Raw genomic sequence first — 15,911 nt, 5'->3', positions numbered from 1 at the left:
GGGGAATAGTGGAAAAGGGCGGTTGATTGTATGGTGTATAGTGGATTAACTTTAAACCAGTACGGCGTTGCCTCGCCTTGCCGTACTATCTGTACTGTCTGCGGCTTCGTCGCCTTGTCCTGATTTAAAGTTAATCCACTATATTTTACCAAAGCGGGCAGGGGTCGTCTGAAAATATTGGACGGGTATCGATTTGTCAAACTGATAATCCGAAGGTCGTCTGAAACTGCTTTTCAGCGTTTCAGACGACCTTTGTTTGCTTTTACGGCGAGGATTTAGCGGAAGAAGTCGCCCATGCCTGCGGGCAGGCCTTGGGTGAATGCACCCATGGTTTTGTTGGTGGTTTCTTCGGCTTTTTCAGAAGCGGCGTTGATGGCGGCGAGCACCAAATCTTCGAGCATTTCTTTGTCGTCTGCGGCTTCTTGAATCAGGTCGGGGCTGATTTCGAGTTTGCGCACGACGTGGGCGCAGGTCATCACGACTTTAACCAAGCCGTTTCCTGCTTCGCCTTCTACTTCGGTCTCGGCAAGTTTCGCTTGCGCTTTTTTCATGTTTTCCTGCATTTGCTGCGCCTGTTTCATCAGGCCGCCTAATCCGGCTTTTCCGAACATATTTAAAACTCCTGTGGTTGAATCGTTAAGGTTATGGGTTTATAGCGTTTGGTGCGAAGGGTCGTCTGAAAGCGGGTTGATGGTTTTCAGACGACCTGAATGTTTATGTATCCGAAGGGAAACGGAAATTCTCGATGCCGTTATTCCGCCTGCTCCGCCAGTTCCAAAGAATCGGGCTGCCATTGGGCTTCGAAAACTTTTAAAACCTGACGCGCGGTTTCGTCGGCTTCGAGCAAATCCTGTGCCTGTTGCATGCCTTCAAGTTGGAGGCGTTGGCGGCGCATGGTCGGGGTTTCCCAGCCCGCATCGTCGCGCCACGGTTCGGTTTGCAATTTCAATGGCAGACCGTAGGCTTCGGCAAGCGTGTTTTTGATTTTGTCGAGCCGCTCTTTGTTGGCGGTCGCGCGGGCTTCGTCGGTCATCGACAGCATCATCAGATGGCTGCCTGCGTCGTAGTTCGTCCATGCGGCGTGTTGCGCCAGCATTTGCGCGGCGCCGAGCTTGCGGGCGAAATGTCGGACGATTGCCGCCCAATTTTCGGTGGAAAACTCGGGCAACGGGGCGAACTGCGTGCCTTCGTCGTCGTCGTGGTCTTCTTCGGCTTCCGATTCTGCCGTATCGGCAGGGACGGCGTGTTCCCAATCCGGCGGCGGGGGCATTTCCGCGCTGTCTTCTACGGGGTAGTCATGATCGGGCGCACCGTAATCGTAGAAAGGCGCTACGGGGGCTTCATGCGCAAATGCTTCTGCGTCCACGGCTTCTTCAATCGGGGTCATCTGAATGGGGTTTTCAGACGACGTCTCAGACAAGGAAACGTCGGTTTCGTTGTTTGCTGCCTCGTTATCGGAAACTTGATTTTCAGACGACGTTTCGTCTTGAGGGGTCGTCTGAGACGGCGTTTCTGCTTCGTTTGCGGACGAAGTGTTTGTCTCTGCTGCGTCAGAGGTCGTCTGAACGCTCGCATCCGCCGTTTGCGCAGGCGTTTCTGTTACGGTTTCTGCCTCGCTCGGCGCGTCTTCCCAAGGTGGGACGTCGTTGTTTCCTTGAGTTGAAACCGGTTCGGAAACCTTGTTTTCAGACGACGTGGCAGGCGCAGGGGTCGTCTGAACGGGCGGTTTGGCGGCTTCAGACTGGGGAAGTTGCAAAGGCTTCTTTGCGGTATGGACACCCGTTTCGGCAGAATGCAGCTCAGTATTTTCGATATGTCCGCCAACGTCGTGCGCATCCGCTGCCAGCGGCGCAAACGCAAGCATACGTAGCAGGGTCATGACGAAGCCGGCGTATTCGTCGGGCGCAAGGCTTAAATCCTGTTTGCCGTGGATAGCGCATTGATAATAAAGCTGGATTTGTTCGCCGCTGAGTGCCTGGCTCAGTTGCAGCAGGGTTTCGCGCTCAGGATCATCATGAGCCAAAGCGGAAGGAACCGCCTGTATCAAGGCGAGGCGTTGCAACAGCATGGCAAGTTCGCTCAACGCGCTGTCAAAACCGATGGCGCGCGCCGCCATTTCCTGCGCTTTCGCCAGCAGGGCTTCGCCGTCTTGGTTGACGATACCCGCCAGCAGTTCGTACAGATATTGTTTATCCACCGCGCCAATCATTTGGCGGACGTCTTGTTCGGCAACGCTGCCCGAACCCATGGCGATAGCCTGATCGAGCAGGCTTAAGGCATCACGCATCGAGCCTGCGGCGGCACGACCCAAGAGTTGCAAGGCGGCGGGTTCGTAGGCGATGTTTTCGTTGTTTAAAACGTGGGCAAGGTGGTCGGCAACCTGCTGCGAAGTCATATTGCGCAAGACAAATTGCAGGCAGCGGCTCAAAACGGTGATGGGGACTTTGTGCGGATCGGTGGTCGCGAGAATGAATTTGACGTGTTCAGGCGGCTCTTCCAGCGTTTTCAGCATGGCGTTAAACGCGCTTTTGGAGAGCATATGCACTTCGTCAATGATATAGACTTTGTATTTACCGGCGGTCGGTGCGTATTGGGCGTTTTCCAATACTTCGCGGATGTTGTCGATACCGGTATTGGAGGCGGCATCAATTTCCAGCAGGTCGACGTAGCGACCGGTGTCGATTTGCGTACAGCTTTGGCACACGCCGCAAGGCTCGCCGTGTTGCGCGTTTTCGCAGTTGAGGCTTTTCGCCAGAATACGGGCGATGGTGGTTTTCCCGACCCCGCGCGTGCCGGTCAGCAGGTAGGCATGGTGCAGGCGGCCTTCGTCCAGCGCGTTGCGCAAGGCTTTGACGACGTGTTCCTGACCGACTAAATCGGCAAAGGTTTTCGGACGCCATTTGCGGGCAAGAACTTGATAAGCCATAAGGTTTTCTCTGCTGGAAATAAATCGGAAGGTCGTCTGAAAAGTGGTTGAACGCCTTTCAGACGACCTTGGAAGATGCCTGGTATTTTAGCATTTTTTTGATTTTTATTAAGGATTTTCTGTCTGCATATCGGTAATGGCACGTATACAAATGTTAGAATGTTACAAAATTTAAAACAATCTGAAGAACAAACCGCCATATCTGAAATCATCTTACGCAACTATTCCGCATCCATGCAGATAAACACCATGGGCGCATATATAGACAACTTGGTTTTACAAGGTCGGGAAGTGTTATTCCCGAAAACCAGCGTTCAAGTCGGTCCTGATACAAAATTACGCGGCGGGATGCACGTCTGACTGCCGCAGTTCGGACCGGACGGTAAAAACCATTTGGCGCAACACGGTTTCGGCAGAACCTCCACTTGGGAAATCCGTTATCAAAACGAATCGGATGTCGGCTTGAGATTGATCAGCACGGCAAAGGGCTACGAAAACGTCGAATGGCTGCTGGATTACAGCCTGCCGAACGAAAACGAAGCAGTCGCCGCGTTGACCGTCTGCAATTACGGCGATGTGCCCGTGCGCACTTCGCCCGGTTTCCATCCCTATTTCCCCGCCGTCGGCACCCAATTCGATTTCAACGGTGCGCCCTACGATGCCGACTATATTGCACATACGGAATTTGTCGCCTCGCCGTCAGATACACATGTTGCGTTTGACGGAATGAAACTCGACATCCGAACGCAAAATCTGCCCGTTTACGCACTTTGGAGTGACCGAAACGGACAATACACCTGCGCCGAGCCTACCGCCGAAGGCAACGCATTTTTATCGCCTGCGCGCGGCGGACAGTTTGTTTCCGGACATGGCAAAAAGCATTACGGTATGAAAATCCGTTTGATTGCTTGAATTTAGAGTGGATTTTTTCAGGCCCTCAAATAAAAAACCACCTTGGAGAAGGTGGTTTTTGAATATTACAAACCGTTGTTGTTGATTGCATTGGCAATATCACGCACGGCGGTAACATACATCCGGCTGTTGTTATACTGCCAAACCGTATAGAAATTATTCAGACCGAGATAATATTCAAATACGCCCGGACTGGTTTCCAAGCTGAACAAAACGGCTTTCTCGTTGTCGGCAACCGCTTTTTGCGGAACCACACCCATCGCTTTGAAATCCGCAACGGTACGGTTCAAAGCCGTTTTCTCGTCAATGATGGATTTCAAATCAGGCGTAATCGTCAGATTGACGGGAACAATCATTTTGCCACCTGTTTTCCAGCCATGTTGCTTCATATAGTTGGCAACAGAAGCGGCAACGTCGCCGATATTGTTCCAAATATCGCGGTGTCCGTCGCCATCATAGTCGACCGCCCATTTGCGATAGCTCGAAGGCATGAATTGCGGCATACCCATTGCGCCCGCATAGCTGCCTTTAAAGTCAAAAACGTTCTCTTTTTCTTCTTTCGCCATCAGCAAAAGCTCAATCAGCTCGTTTTGGAAAAACTCGGCGCGACGCGGATAATCAAAACCCAAAGTACTCAAAGCATCGGCAACACGGAAGCTGCCTGTGTTTTTGCCGTAGTTGGTCTCAATCCCGATAATCGCCACAATCAGCTCGGCAGGTACACCGTATTTGCGCGCCACATCATCGATAACGGCACGGTTGGCGGCGTAAAATTGTTTGCCGCCGTTGAATTTCGTCGCACCGGAGTTGCCTGTACGGAATTCATACCAAGGGCGCGAAGTAGACGGGCGGTACATGATATTGATGATATTACCCTTGTAAACCACGCCATTGAAGAAGTTTTGCAGCTCGGCTTCCGTAAACTGCTTTTTCGCCGCCTCGTAACGGATAAACTGGCGGACATTGGTATTGGCATTAAAGCCGCTGCTGGCAACCGATTCCGCAGCAGAATCAAAAGCAGGACGCTGGTTTTTGCTTTGATTAATCGGCTCAACCGTTTTAGCAGACTCAACGTTTGTTTTGGTTGTACTACAAGCGGAAAGCAGCAACGCGGTTGATATTCCGATGAAAGGGATAAGTTTTTTCATATCTGAATTTATAGTCACTAAAGAAGTAGTCTTAATTATGCAAAAAGGTCGTCTGAAAGACGGCAGGAATATACATTCCATTCCCTTTCAGACGACCTTTTAAGACTGTCTATTACTCAGCAGCCGCAACAACAGCAACGGTAATCGCAGCAACAGCGTCAGTGTGCAGAGCCACTTCAACTTCGTACTCGCCCACGGCTTTCAGAGGACCGTTAGGCAGGCGGACGTTGGCTTTTGCAGCTTCAACGCCTGAAGCAACAATCGCGGCAGCGATGTCGGCATTGGTAACGGAACCGAACAAACGACCGTCCACACCTGCTTTTTGAGCGATAGTGATGGTTTGACCGTCCAGTTTTTCTTGACGTGCTTTAGCATCGGCCAAGATTTCGGCTTGTTTGGCTTCCAATTCGGCACGGCGTGCTTCGAATTCTTTCATATTGGCTTCAGTAGCGCGTTTGGCTTTGCCGGCAGGAATCAGGAAGTTGCGGGCGTAACCGTTTTTTACGGTAACGATGTCGCCCAAGTTGCCCAAACCGCCGATTTTCTCTAACAGAATAATTTGCATGATTTAAACTCCAAAATTATTTGTGTTGATCGGTGTAAGGCAACAGAGCCAGGAAGCGTGCGCGTTTGACTGCAGTAGCCAATTGGCGTTGGTAATGCGCTTTGGTGCCGGTGATGCGGGCAGGGATGATTTTGCCGTTTTCAGAAATGAAGTCTTTCAGTAGATCAACTTGTTTGTAATCGACTTCTTGGATTTTTTCAGCCGTAAAGCGGCAGAATTTTCTACGTTTGAATGATTGACGAGCCATTGTCGTTTAACCTTTATATTCTTTAATGTTCTGTATGCGGAGTATCGGCCTTGGGAAGCGTTTGCTTCGCTGTGCGAGAAAGCCTTCTGCTTCTACCATCGTATCTTGCCGATACTGCCATTCTTCAGCCTGCTTACCTAAAATACGCGCGGGAATTTCAAAACTGACCAGGCATTTTTGCCCGTTTTCTTCCTGCCAAGATTCATGCTTTAACATAATATCCAAAACAGGGATTCCTGCCGGCGTGTATCTTAAGGATTCAACCTTGTAAATCAGGGCGGTAAGCTTTGTAAGATTATCCAATCTTATTCGGCTGCTGCAACTTCTTCAGCTGCACCGTTCAGCAAGTTTTTTGCTTTTTCGCCGCCCAGCATAGGAGAAGCTTCGGTTACAGCATGTTTTGTTTTGATGGTCAGATGGCGCAGTACGGCATCGTTAAAGCGGAAAGCGGTTTCCAGCTCTTCAACTACTTCAGGAGTAGTTTCGATGTTCATCAAAACATAGTGTGCTTTGTGGATTTTGTTAATCGGGTAAGCCAGTTGACGACGGCCCCAGTCTTCCAAGCGGTGGATTTTACCGCCGGCTTCGGCAATCATGGTTTTGTAACGTTCAACCATAGCAGGCACTTGCTCGCTTTGATCAGGATGAACGATAAACACGATCTCATAATGACGCATGTTATCTCCTTATGGATGATTAAATACAGCCTTTTGCCATGCGAAAGCAAAAGGCAAGGTTTGACAAAACGATGGATTCTATCCCATTCTTGCTTTTTCTGCAATGCATGATATGTAAGAAAGGGTTTTTGAATAAAAGTGTTGTCATGAAAAGATTGGCGATTTGGTTTACAATAATGCCATTTCTGAATTCTATTGAGAGAATAACAAAATGTTAGACATCCAACAGCTCCGCAGCCACACCACAGCCGTCGCCGAACGTTTGGCGCAGCGCGGTTACGAGTTTGATACCGCACGTTTCAATGCCTTGGAAGAGCAGCGCAAAGCCGTCCAAGTGAAAACCGAAGAACTGCAAGCCTCGCGCAACAGCATTTCCAAACAAATCGGCGCATTGAAAGGACAGGGCAAACACGAAGAGGCGCAGGCAGCGATGGATCAAGTCGCCCAAATCAAAACCGATTTGGAGCAGGCAGCCGCCGATTTGGATGCCGTTCAGAAAGAATTGGACGCATGGTTGTTGAGCATTCCCAACCTGCCGCACGAAAGCGTACCCGTCGGTAAAGACGAAACCGAAAACGTCGAAGTCCGCAAAGTCGGCACCCCGCGCGAATTTGACTTTGAAATCAAAGACCATGTCGATTTGGGCGAACCTTTAGGCTTGGATTTCGAAGGTGGCGCGAAACTGTCCGGCGCACGCTTTACCGTCATGAAAGGCCAAATCGCCCGCCTGCACCGCGCGTTGGCGCAATTCATGCTCGATACGCACACGCTGAAACACGGCTACACCGAGCATTACACGCCCTACATCGTGGACGACACCACCCTGCAAGGCACGGGTCAACTGCCTAAATTTGCAGAAGATTTGTTCCACGTTACCCGCGGCGGCGACGAGAGCAAAAAAACGCAATACCTGATTCCGACCGCCGAAGTGACGCTGACCAATACCGTTGCCGACAGTATCGTGGCAGGCAGCGATTTGCCGCTGAAGCTGACCGCCCATTCCCCATGTTTCCGCTCCGAAGCGGGCGCATACGGCAAAGACGTGCGCGGTCTGATTCGCCAACACCAATTCGACAAAGTGGAAATGGTGCAAATCGTTCATCCCGAAAAATCATACGAAGCACTGGAAGAAATGGTCGGTCACGCCGAAAACATCCTGAAGGCTTTGGAACTGCCCTACCGCGTGATTACCCTGTGTACCGGCGACATGGGCTTCGGCGCAACCAAAACCTACGACTTGGAAGTCTGGGTTCCCGCGCAAAATACCTACCGCGAAATCTCAAGCTGCTCCAACTGCGAAGATTTCCAAGCACGCCGCATGAAGGCGCGTTTCAAAGACGAAAACGGCAAAAACCGCTTGGTACACACTTTGAATGGCTCCGGCTTGGCAGTTGGTCGTACTTTGGTGGCGGTTTTGGAAAACCATCAAAACGCCGACGGCAGCATCAATATTCCTGCCGCCTTACAGCCTTATATGGGAGGAGAAGAGAAGATAGAGATTAAGTAATTTTACTTGATGATATGAGGCTTGAAGAGGGTATCCTGAGTAATCTTAGGATGCCTTTTTTGTATCTGATTTTCATTAAGGTTTGCTTATTGATTTTTTGATTATAGTGGATTAAATTTAAATCAGGACAAGGCGACGAAGCCGCAGACAGTACAAATAGTAGGGCAAGGCGAGGCAAATAGTACGGCAAGTCGAGGCAACGCTGTACTGGTTTAAATTTAATCCACTATATTATGGGGGTAAGAGTGAGGGGGGATAATAAGAAAACCCCGCAGATGCAGGGTTTTGAATTAAAATTGAATTTAGTTAAGGTTTGGCGTAACCGTGTACACCGTTGTAGGGAGAAGGAATCCAACCTTCATCTACTGCAGGACGTTCACCTTGACCTTCAATTGTTTGACCCGGGGCAACTTGTTTGGTAACAGTGCTGCGGATTTTCACGTCAACACGACGATCAGGTTCGATACATGCAATCAGAGCAGCACGTTTTTTAGCTTTGGATACTTTTTTGCCCAGATTTGCTACTTCTGCTTCACAAGTAGCAGTCATTTGAGCTTGAGACTCGCCAAAGCCTGTAGCGGAAACTTTGCTGGAAGGAACACCACGGCCAACCAAGTAGTTGGCAACTACGTTTGCACGGCGTTCGGACAGAGCTTGGTTGTACTCTTCTGAACCCATAAAGTCGGTATGGCCTTCAATACGTACAGTTTGAACGTTTTCATTGCTCAGGCGTTGGGCTAATGCGTTCAGATTCTCTTGAGCTTCAGGGCGGAGGTTATCTTTATCGAAGCCGAACAGTGTTTTAGAAGACAGAGATACGGTTTCGTCAACATATTCGGGAGCTTGTTGGACTGCGGCTACTGCTTCGCGGTCACCACATTCGACACGACCTTGAGTCTCTTTGTCGAAATAGCTGTTTTTCCAGCATTCGCCATAGTTGTTACGGACAACTTCTTGAGATTGGCTGCTTACGGTGTAGCCGTGTTTGGTATGCGGTTCGCTTGCCATTGCGGTGCCGGAAGCAACCAATGCAACGAACAATGCGCTTAATTTCAGCTGTTTGGTCATTTTATTCCCTCATCTAAATTGTTATGCGGCGGGTGTTTAAGAACCGCTGCAAATTACCAATATACAGGCCGCAGCATACTAAGCAGCGGCAAATCGGATATATCAGTTTGCACTATAAAGAAGCATGGTGCCTACTGTCAATACTCAATGCCTCATACAATCATGAAACTGCCTGCTTCCTAGCTTCGAATCATGCCTAAAAATCAAGTTTGTGTCATTTATTTATGGGTAAATCGGAGTTTGTTGCCATTTGTTGTTGTATGAAGGATACAGTTTGTACTGAGGGAAATGTTGGTTTCGATAATCGGTTTGTATAGTACTATTTAAAACAAAAGTTTTTATTTGAGGTGAGGGTGCTGCCGACAATTTAGGAAAAATATGTTAAATTGTCTGCCATTTGTCGCACAAATCATACAAATATATAGAACACGAGCCGTTTATGAAATTACAGCAATTACGGTATGCATTGGAGGTGTACCGGCATAATCTGAATGTATCTGAAGCTGCTGAAGCACTATTTACTTCCCAGCCAGGAATTTCTAAACAAATCCGGCTTCTTGAAGAGGAGTTGGGGGTGCAGATTTTTATCCGAAGCGGCAAGCGTGTGGTATCTGTGTCCCAACCGGGAAAGGCTGTTTTGGAAATTGCGGATCGGATTTTGCGTGATGTTCAGAATATTAAAAATATAGGGAATGAGTTTACCGAACACGACAGTGGTTCTTTGGTTGTTGCGACAACGCATACGCAGGCACGTTATGCTCTTCCTTTAATTGTGGCAGATTTTGTCAAACGTTATCCTAAAGTAACGCTGACCATCAAGCAGGGCAGTCCTGCAGCGATTGCCCAGATGGTCAGCAATGGGGAGGCGGATATTGCGATTGTAACTGAGCGTATCGATGAGCATCCGGAGTTGGGTAAATTAACTTGTTATGAATGGAATCATGCGGTTATTGTGCCGCATGAACATCCTTTGTTGGATTGTAAAAATCCTTTAAGTATTGAGGATTTGGCTTCTTTTCCTTTGATTACGTATGAATTTGCGTTCAATCAGGGGAGTAGTATTGCCCGGGCTTTTAATAAAGCCAGGTTGGAGCAGCCTGATGTCGTGTTGTCAGCAGCAGACACTGATGTTTTAAAGACGTATGTCCGTTTGGGTCTTGGTGTTGGGTTGATGGCGAAGATGGCTTACGATCCTGAGAATGACACGGATCTGGAATTAGTGGATGCCTCGCATTTGTTTGAGTCGTCTCCAACTTGGATTGCCGTTAGGAAAGATACCTATCTTAGGGGTTATGCATATGATTTTATAGAATTGTTCGCGCCTAAGCTGACACGTGAAGTGGTCGATAGAACGCTTTATGCTCCAGTTGTCGAGGATTTTTCTATTTAATCGTTGGTAATGTAAATCTATTTAATATGAAATAGAAGGTCGTCTGAAACCCTATCTACAAGATTTCAGACGACCTTCTTTAATCTATTCGTACGTTTTGGGTAACGCGAGCTAGATCTGTTGACTTGGAAAATTGTAGGCTATCATAGCGCGTAAGTTTTGGATTGTGCCGAGTTTTATTTCGAATATACTGTGGTAATAATAAGAATCAACAGAAAAATCTGCAAAAAACACCCTGAGTTTTACCAAATAGATTTAAAATTCTCGTTTTTTGACGGCAGAGGTCGTCTGAAAACTGTTTCAATGAATTATCAGGAGTAAGATATGCAAGTAAATACTTTTTTTAAAACCCTTTCTGCTGCTACGCTTGCTGTGGTGCTTGCAGCTTGTGGTGGGCAGAAAGACAGCGCACCTGCCGCATCTTCCGCATCACAGGTTGCCGATAATAGCGCGGCGAAAAAAGAGATCGTCTTTGGTACAACCGTTGGCGACTTTGGCGACATGGTCAAAGATCAAATCCAACCTGAGTTGGAGAAAAAAGGCTATACCGTCAAACTGGTTGAGTTTACCGATTACGTCCGTCCTAACCTCGCTTTGGCTGAAGGTGAACTGGATATCAACATTTTTCAACACAAGCCTTATTTGGACGACTTCAAAAAAGAACACAAATTAGATATTACTGAGACTTTCCAAGTGCCGACTGCGCCTTTGGGTCTGTATCCGGGTAAATTGAAATCTTTGGATGAAGTTAAAGACGGCAGCAGCGTTTCCGCGCCTAACGACCCGTCCAACTTTGCCCGTGCATTGGTAATGTTGAACGAATTGGGCTGGGTTAAGTTGAAAGACGGCGTTAATCCGCTGACTGCTTCCAAAGCCGACATCGCTGAAAATCCGAAAAACATCAAAATCGTAGAACTAGAAGCCGCACAACTGCCACGCAGCCGCGCTGACGTTGATTTCGCCATCGTTAACGGCAACTATGCCATGAGCAGTGGTATGAAGCTGACCGAAGCCCTGTTTCAAGAGCCGAGCTTTGCCTACGTCAACTGGGCAGCAGTCAAAACCGCTGACAAAGACAGCCAATGGCTCAAAGATGTAACCGAAGCCTATAATTCCGACGAGTTCAAAGCCTACGCTCACAAACGCTTCGAAGGTTATAAATATCCTGCTGCATGGGGTGAGAATGCAGCCACTGGTGCAAAAACCGAAGCAGCGTCTACTGCTTCAGCGGCAAAATAAGCTATAAGCTAAAAAACAAAAAAGGTCGTCTGAAAACCAACATTGGTTTTCAGACGACCTTTTTAATTGGAATTCTTGCCGCAAATCGGTATGAATTGAAATTCAAGCCTGCCCCCTATCTTGTAAGTGGAGGAGTGGTGAAATAGGGAATGATGATGAAGGTGTTGTTTGCGGCAATTTTGTCATTTGGGAGATCAGGCTTCAGCACTGATTTTTAAGTATAGTGGATTAAATTTAAACCAGTACGGCGTTGCCTTGCCTTGCTGTACTATTTGTACTGTCTGCGGCTTCGTCGCCTTGTCCTGATTTAAATTTAATCCACTATATCTGCACAATGCGGGCTATAGAGCAGCTTGGATTTCGCATAACTTTGTTGCTGTAACGGTAATCTTGCACTTTTCCTGTTTCGGTAGGGAAAGTTAGAGTATGGCTTGTATGCAAGTATAAAAATCTTAGAGTTGCCATCTGCTTTCTGTTTGTCTCTTGTTAAGCGGAAGCAGGTGGTATAGCCAATAAAAACGCACCTTGTTTGAAGGTGCGTTTTTGATGGAGCATTTATGGCGTTTTCTGAATGAATCAGAATTTAGCGCCTGATTGGTTAGCCATGTAGTTGACCGCTGCTTTGATTTCGTCGTCGCTCAGACCGGCATTGCCGCCTTTGGCAGGCATGGCGTTGAAGCCTTCGAGCGCGTGTTTGTACAGGGTCTCTTTACCTTGTTTGATACGCGGAGCCCAGTCTTCTTTTTTGCCGACATGGGGAACGCCGGGGATGGCGCCGCCGTGACACGCTTTACAGTTGGCTTCGTAAACTTTTTGACCGTCTGCACCGCCGGCTGCAGGAGCGGCTGCGCCTTTGTCTTCGGCTTTAGGTGCGTCGGCTGCGGGAGCAGAGCCGGCAGCGACCGGTGCGGATGCGGCTGCATCGCCTGAAGCTGCTTGATCTGCAGGTGCTGCGGCATCGGGATCAGGGAAGTTGCCACCGCTCTTGTTCGCCATGTAAGTGATGACGCGTTTGAGTTCCTGGTCGGTCAAATCGGCTGCGCCGCCTTTGGCAGGCATGGCGTTAAAGCCGTTCAGAGCGTGTTGGAACAGCGTGTCGAAACCTTGTGCGATACGGGGAGCCCAATTGCCGTTGTTTTCGATTTTAGGTGCGTTGGGGACGGAGCTGTCCGCACCGTGACATTGGATACAGATTTTGTTGAAAATCTGATCGCCTTTGCGTTCGCCTACCGGAATGCCATCGCCCAAGGCGAGTTGTCCTACGGGTTGGATACGGGTTTGGGTGGCGGCTTCGGACGATTGGTTAACGTCTGCGAACGAGCCGCTGCCCGCCAATTTAATGAGGAAGTAAATGACTGCAATAGCAATGATGATACCGCTCACAAGGGTGAACAATGCAGAGCCTTGGGCTTTTGAGTCGCGGAGTTGTTTCATTTGGTAGGCCTCGCCGTTAGGTTAGGTTGTGCTTTGAGTTATAGTTTGGTGTGTTAAACGCAGTTAACAATATTTTGCTGGATTATACTGAATTCACAGGGGCTTTCCAATCGCTCTTGTGGAAAATATACGCAAAGGCGGCAGTTTTTTGCCATTTGTTAAGGGGTGGATTGGTTATGTTGTTGATTATTTGCGGGGAATTTTCTGCGAATTTGTCTTGTTTGCGCCATCCTGCATAATAGGCTTTGCCAACAGGCGGGATTTGCGTTAATCTTACGCCTTCCCTGCACCCATAGCTCAGTTGGAAGAGTGTCAGTTTCCGAAGCTGGAGGTCACAGGTTCGATCCCTGTTGGGTGCGCCAATTATAGAGAGGCCGTCTGAAAGATGAAAATTTTTCGGGCGGCCTTTTGATTTACTTCAAATAAAACTACATCGGGTTTCAGACGACCTGTTTGTTTTTTGAGTTTTATTTCAACACTTCGGCAAACGCATCGGCGACATAGGCGATATTCGAGGCATTCAGTCCGGCGACGCACATCCTACCCGAATTCAGCAGGTAAACGGCAAATTCGTCGCGCAACCTGCGGACTTGTTCCACGCTCAATCCTGTGTAGCTGAACATGCCGCGCTGTTTGATGAAATAAGTGAAATCGCGGTCGGGAATTTGGGCGGTCAAGACGTCGTAAAGCTTCTGCCGCATGGCACGGATTCGATCGCGCATGACATAGACTTCGTTTTGCCACAAGGCGTAAAGTTCGGGATTGTTCATTACGTCGGCGGCGATATAGGCGCCGTGTGCGGGCGGGCTGGAATAGATGCGGCGGACGGTGAATTTGAGTTGTCCGAACACCAATTCCGCTTCTTCTTTATTCGGGCAAACCACGCTCAGGCCGCCGACGCGCTCGCCGTAGAGCGACAGGTTTTTCGAGAAGGAATTGCTGACGAACAGCGGCAATTCCATTTCCACCGCTTTGCGGATGGCGTAGGCATCGCTGTCCAAATCGCCGCCGAAGCCTTGGTAGGCAATGTCCATAAACGGAATCAGTTTGCGCGTTTTGATGATGTGCAATACTTCGTCCCATTGCTGTTCGGACATATCCACGCCGGTCGGGTTGTGGCAGCAGGGGTGTAGGATTAAGACGCTGTTTTCGGGCAGGGTGTTGAAAAACGCGGTCATTTCGTCGAATTTCACGTCGACGGTGGCAGGGTCGTAATAAGGATAAGTACCGACCTCGAAACCTGCGCCTTCAAAGATACCTCGATGGTTGTCCCAAGTCGGATCGCTGACGTAGGCGCGCGCTGCGGGGAACCAGCGGTGCAGGAAATCCGCGCCGACTTTGAGTGCGCCCGAGCCGCCTAGTGTTTGTACGGTAACGATGCGTCCTTGCGCGAACGCAGGGTTGTCTTTGCCGAACAATAAATGCTGCACCGCACTGCGGTAAGTGTTCAAGCCTTCCATAGGCAGGTAGGGCGACGGCGCGGGCGTGGCGGCGCGGGCGGTTTCGGCACGGTTTACGGATTCCAATACGGGCATTTTGCCTTCATCATCGAAATAAATGCCTATGCTCAAATTGACTTTTTCGGGACGCGGGTCGTTTTTGAAGGTTTCGACCAAACTCAAAATCGGGTCGCCGGGATAGTATTCGACGTGTCGGTACATGATGCTTCCTTTGTCAGACGGATGGGGGATGGGAAACCTGATTTTTGCATTAAACGGCAGGATTTGTAAAACGGGGTCGTCTGAAAGCTGCATGATGTTTTCAGACGACCTATAATTTCGTCTTCATTATTTTACGGAACACCATCATGACCACGCGCATTTGGCAGGCAGGCAGGTTTGAAATCGGTTTGGACAAGCCGAAAATCATGGGTATCGTCAACCTGACGCCCGATTCTTTTTCCGACGGCGGCGTATATTCGCAAAATGCCCAAACAGCCTTGGCGCACGCCGAACGGCTTTTGAAAGAGGGCGCGGACATTCTCGACATCGGCGGCGAATCGACGCGGCCGGGTGCGGACTATGTTTCGCCTGAAGAAGAATGGGCGCGGGTTGCACCTGTTTTGGCGGAAGTGGCGGGGTGGGGCGTTCCTGTCAGTTTGGACACGCGCCGCACGGTGATTATGGAAAAAGCGTTGGCGCTCGGCGGCGTCGATATTATTAATGATATAGCGGCGTTGACCGACGAGGGCGCGGTCGGATTGCTGGCGCGTCAGGCGGACACGGGCATTTGCCTGATGCACATGCAGGGTTTGCCCGAAAACATGCAGATTAATCCGAAATATCAAGATGTTGTCGGCGAAGTGGCGCGGTATTTGAAAGAGAGGGCGGCGGAATGTATCGCGGCAGGCATCGCTCCGCAACGCATCGCGCTCGATCCGGGCTTCGGTTTCGGTAAAAACCTGCAACACAATATCGCGCTGATGCAGCACTTGCCCGAATTGATGGCGGAAACGGGTTTCCCGCTGCTGATCGGTGTGTCGCGCAAACGCATGATAGGCGAGCTGACCGGCGAGGCGGACGCAGCGGCGCGCGTACACGGCAGCGTGGCGGCGGCGCTGGCTTCCGTAGCACGCGGCGCGCAAATCGTGCGGGTGCATGATGTGAAGGCGACGGCGGATGCGTTGAATGTGTGGGACGCCTTAGGCATTACCGGCATTTAATGGCTTCTGTTTTGGAAGTAAAAAAACACTTTGAAAATGAAATGTCGACAGCCTCTGAAATATAGTGGATTAAATTTAAATCAGGACAAGGCGACGAAGCCGCAGACAGTACAGATAGTACGGAACCGATTCACTT

Annotated in this window: 16 protein-coding genes, 1 tRNA gene and 2 pseudogenes; 7 read left to right on the top strand and 12 right to left on the bottom strand. The window is 49.4% G+C overall.

The features are described from left to right. Positions 1 to 20: 20 nt before the first annotated feature. From AC5M9B_RS08860 to dnaX, 3 genes and pseudogenes are all read right to left on the bottom strand, one after another. Positions 21 to 146 (bottom strand): annotated as a pseudogene (locus tag AC5M9B_RS08860) (IS5/IS1182 family transposase); the annotation flags it as partial. Positions 147 to 275: 129 nt separating this feature from the next. Beyond that, entirely contained in the window at positions 276 to 611 is a 336-nt protein-coding gene (locus AC5M9B_RS08855) for a YbaB/EbfC family nucleoid-associated protein (protein ID WP_003744574.1), read from the bottom strand. Positions 612 to 751: 140 nt separating this feature from the next. After that, entirely contained in the window at positions 752 to 2,926 is a 2,175-nt protein-coding gene (dnaX, locus tag AC5M9B_RS08850) for a DNA polymerase III subunit gamma/tau (protein ID WP_209282950.1), read from the bottom strand. Positions 2,927 to 3,085: 159 nt separating this feature from the next. Here dnaX and AC5M9B_RS08845 point away from each other — a divergent pair, with 159 nt between their 5' ends. Together AC5M9B_RS08845 and AC5M9B_RS08840 are read left to right on the top strand one after the other, a co-directional pair. After that, a complete protein-coding gene (locus tag AC5M9B_RS08845) occupies positions 3,086 to 3,286 on the top strand; it encodes a hypothetical protein (protein ID WP_455007451.1) in 201 nt (66 codons plus the stop codon). Between the two features lie 33 nt (positions 3,287 to 3,319). Next, positions 3,320 to 3,838: an aldose epimerase family protein gene (locus tag AC5M9B_RS08840; protein ID WP_244969469.1), complete on the top strand. Its 519-nt coding sequence runs from the start codon at positions 3,320 to 3,322 to the stop codon at positions 3,836 to 3,838. Positions 3,839 to 3,903: 65 nt separating this feature from the next. Here AC5M9B_RS08840 and mltB read toward each other — a convergent pair whose 3' ends face one another. The 5 genes from mltB to rpsF form a co-directional block, all read right to left on the bottom strand. After that, a complete protein-coding gene (gene mltB, locus AC5M9B_RS08835; protein ID WP_019269841.1) occupies positions 3,904 to 4,986 on the bottom strand; it encodes a lytic murein transglycosylase B in 1,083 nt (360 codons plus the stop codon). Positions 4,987 to 5,098: 112 nt separating this feature from the next. After that, a complete protein-coding gene (gene rplI / locus AC5M9B_RS08830) occupies positions 5,099 to 5,551 on the bottom strand; it encodes a 50S ribosomal protein L9 (RefSeq protein ID WP_019269842.1) in 453 nt (150 codons plus the stop codon). Positions 5,552 to 5,567: 16 nt separating this feature from the next. Then, positions 5,568 to 5,798, bottom strand: coding sequence for a 30S ribosomal protein S18 (rpsR, locus tag AC5M9B_RS08825; RefSeq protein WP_003678863.1), 231 nt, complete (start codon positions 5,796 to 5,798; stop codon positions 5,568 to 5,570). A gap of 6 nt (positions 5,799 to 5,804) precedes the next feature. Further along, on the bottom strand, positions 5,805 to 6,101 hold the full coding sequence (priB, locus tag AC5M9B_RS08820) for a primosomal replication protein N (RefSeq protein WP_003757378.1): 297 nt from the start codon (positions 6,099 to 6,101) through the stop codon (positions 5,805 to 5,807). A gap of 2 nt (positions 6,102 to 6,103) precedes the next feature. Continuing rightward, positions 6,104 to 6,475: a 30S ribosomal protein S6 gene (gene rpsF, locus AC5M9B_RS08815; RefSeq protein WP_003757376.1), complete on the bottom strand. Its 372-nt coding sequence runs from the start codon at positions 6,473 to 6,475 to the stop codon at positions 6,104 to 6,106. 211 nt (positions 6,476 to 6,686) lie between these two features. Here rpsF and serS point away from each other — a divergent pair, with 211 nt between their 5' ends. After that, on the top strand, positions 6,687 to 7,982 hold the full coding sequence (gene serS / locus AC5M9B_RS08810) for a serine--tRNA ligase (RefSeq protein WP_019269843.1): 1,296 nt from the start codon (positions 6,687 to 6,689) through the stop codon (positions 7,980 to 7,982). Between the two features lie 306 nt (positions 7,983 to 8,288). Here serS and AC5M9B_RS08805 read toward each other — a convergent pair whose 3' ends face one another. Continuing rightward, entirely contained in the window at positions 8,289 to 9,050 is a 762-nt protein-coding gene (locus tag AC5M9B_RS08805) for an OmpA family protein (protein ID WP_070655080.1), read from the bottom strand. 439 nt (positions 9,051 to 9,489) lie between these two features. Here AC5M9B_RS08805 and AC5M9B_RS08800 point away from each other — a divergent pair, with 439 nt between their 5' ends. Together AC5M9B_RS08800 and AC5M9B_RS08795 are read left to right on the top strand one after the other, a co-directional pair. After that, entirely contained in the window at positions 9,490 to 10,440 is a 951-nt protein-coding gene (locus tag AC5M9B_RS08800; protein ID WP_029609518.1) for a CysB family HTH-type transcriptional regulator, read from the top strand. A 324-nt stretch (positions 10,441 to 10,764) separates the two neighbouring features. Then, entirely contained in the window at positions 10,765 to 11,679 is a 915-nt protein-coding gene (locus AC5M9B_RS08795) for a MetQ/NlpA family ABC transporter substrate-binding protein (protein WP_455007450.1), read from the top strand. A gap of 215 nt (positions 11,680 to 11,894) precedes the next feature. Here AC5M9B_RS08795 and AC5M9B_RS08790 read toward each other — a convergent pair. Together AC5M9B_RS08790 and AC5M9B_RS08785 are read right to left on the bottom strand one after the other, a co-directional pair. After that, positions 11,895 to 12,008: pseudogene (locus AC5M9B_RS08790) on the bottom strand (IS5/IS1182 family transposase); the annotation flags it as partial. Positions 12,009 to 12,255: 247 nt separating this feature from the next. After that, on the bottom strand, positions 12,256 to 13,113 hold the full coding sequence (locus AC5M9B_RS08785; RefSeq protein ID WP_019269847.1) for a c-type cytochrome: 858 nt from the start codon (positions 13,111 to 13,113) through the stop codon (positions 12,256 to 12,258). A 286-nt stretch (positions 13,114 to 13,399) separates the two neighbouring features. Between AC5M9B_RS08785 and AC5M9B_RS08780 the strand changes: the two genes are divergently transcribed. Next, positions 13,400 to 13,475, top strand: a tRNA-Arg gene (locus tag AC5M9B_RS08780). Between the two features lie 105 nt (positions 13,476 to 13,580). Here AC5M9B_RS08780 and AC5M9B_RS08775 read toward each other — a convergent pair. Further along, positions 13,581 to 14,774, bottom strand: a complete 1,194-nt coding sequence (locus AC5M9B_RS08775) for an amino acid aminotransferase (RefSeq protein WP_487648531.1) — start codon at positions 14,772 to 14,774, stop codon at positions 13,581 to 13,583. Positions 14,775 to 14,920: 146 nt separating this feature from the next. On the opposite strand from AC5M9B_RS08775, the gene folP reads away from it, so the two are divergent. Further along, positions 14,921 to 15,775, top strand: coding sequence for a dihydropteroate synthase (gene folP, locus AC5M9B_RS08770; protein WP_487648526.1), 855 nt, complete (start codon positions 14,921 to 14,923; stop codon positions 15,773 to 15,775). Positions 15,776 to 15,911 lie beyond the last annotated feature (136 nt).

It is taken from the genome of Neisseria flava (genome assembly GCF_982712965.1).
Note: the sequence above shows the minus strand (reverse complement) of the source record. Positions and strands in the feature narration are given on the sequence as shown.

What these genes read in the sequence shown, in the direction of transcription:
- AC5M9B_RS08855 (WP_003744574.1), bottom strand. Translation starts at nt 611, where the DNA reads ATGTTCGGAAAAGCCGGATTAGGCGGCCTGATGAAACAGGCGCAGCAA.
- dnaX (WP_209282950.1), bottom strand. Translation starts at nt 2,926, where the DNA reads ATGGCTTATCAAGTTCTTGCCCGCAAATGGCGTCCGAAAACCTTTGCC.
- AC5M9B_RS08845 (WP_455007451.1), top strand. Translation starts at nt 3,086, where the DNA reads ATGTTACAAAATTTAAAACAATCTGAAGAACAAACCGCCATATCTGAA.
- mltB (WP_019269841.1), bottom strand. Translation starts at nt 4,986, where the DNA reads ATGAAAAAACTTATCCCTTTCATCGGAATATCAACCGCGTTGCTGCTT.
- rplI (WP_019269842.1), bottom strand. Translation starts at nt 5,551, where the DNA reads ATGCAAATTATTCTGTTAGAGAAAATCGGCGGTTTGGGCAACTTGGGC.
- rpsR (WP_003678863.1), bottom strand. Translation starts at nt 5,798, where the DNA reads ATGGCTCGTCAATCATTCAAACGTAGAAAATTCTGCCGCTTTACGGCT.
- rpsF (WP_003757376.1), bottom strand. Translation starts at nt 6,475, where the DNA reads ATGCGTCATTATGAGATCGTGTTTATCGTTCATCCTGATCAAAGCGAG.
- serS (WP_019269843.1), top strand. Translation starts at nt 6,687, where the DNA reads ATGTTAGACATCCAACAGCTCCGCAGCCACACCACAGCCGTCGCCGAA.
- AC5M9B_RS08805 (WP_070655080.1), bottom strand. Translation starts at nt 9,050, where the DNA reads ATGACCAAACAGCTGAAATTAAGCGCATTGTTCGTTGCATTGGTTGCT.
- AC5M9B_RS08800 (WP_029609518.1), top strand. Translation starts at nt 9,490, where the DNA reads ATGAAATTACAGCAATTACGGTATGCATTGGAGGTGTACCGGCATAAT.
- AC5M9B_RS08795 (WP_455007450.1), top strand. Translation starts at nt 10,765, where the DNA reads ATGCAAGTAAATACTTTTTTTAAAACCCTTTCTGCTGCTACGCTTGCT.
- AC5M9B_RS08785 (WP_019269847.1), bottom strand. Translation starts at nt 13,113, where the DNA reads ATGAAACAACTCCGCGACTCAAAAGCCCAAGGCTCTGCATTGTTCACC.
- AC5M9B_RS08775 (WP_487648531.1), bottom strand. Translation starts at nt 14,774, where the DNA reads ATGTACCGACACGTCGAATACTATCCCGGCGACCCGATTTTGAGTTTG.
- folP (WP_487648526.1), top strand. Translation starts at nt 14,921, where the DNA reads ATGACCACGCGCATTTGGCAGGCAGGCAGGTTTGAAATCGGTTTGGAC.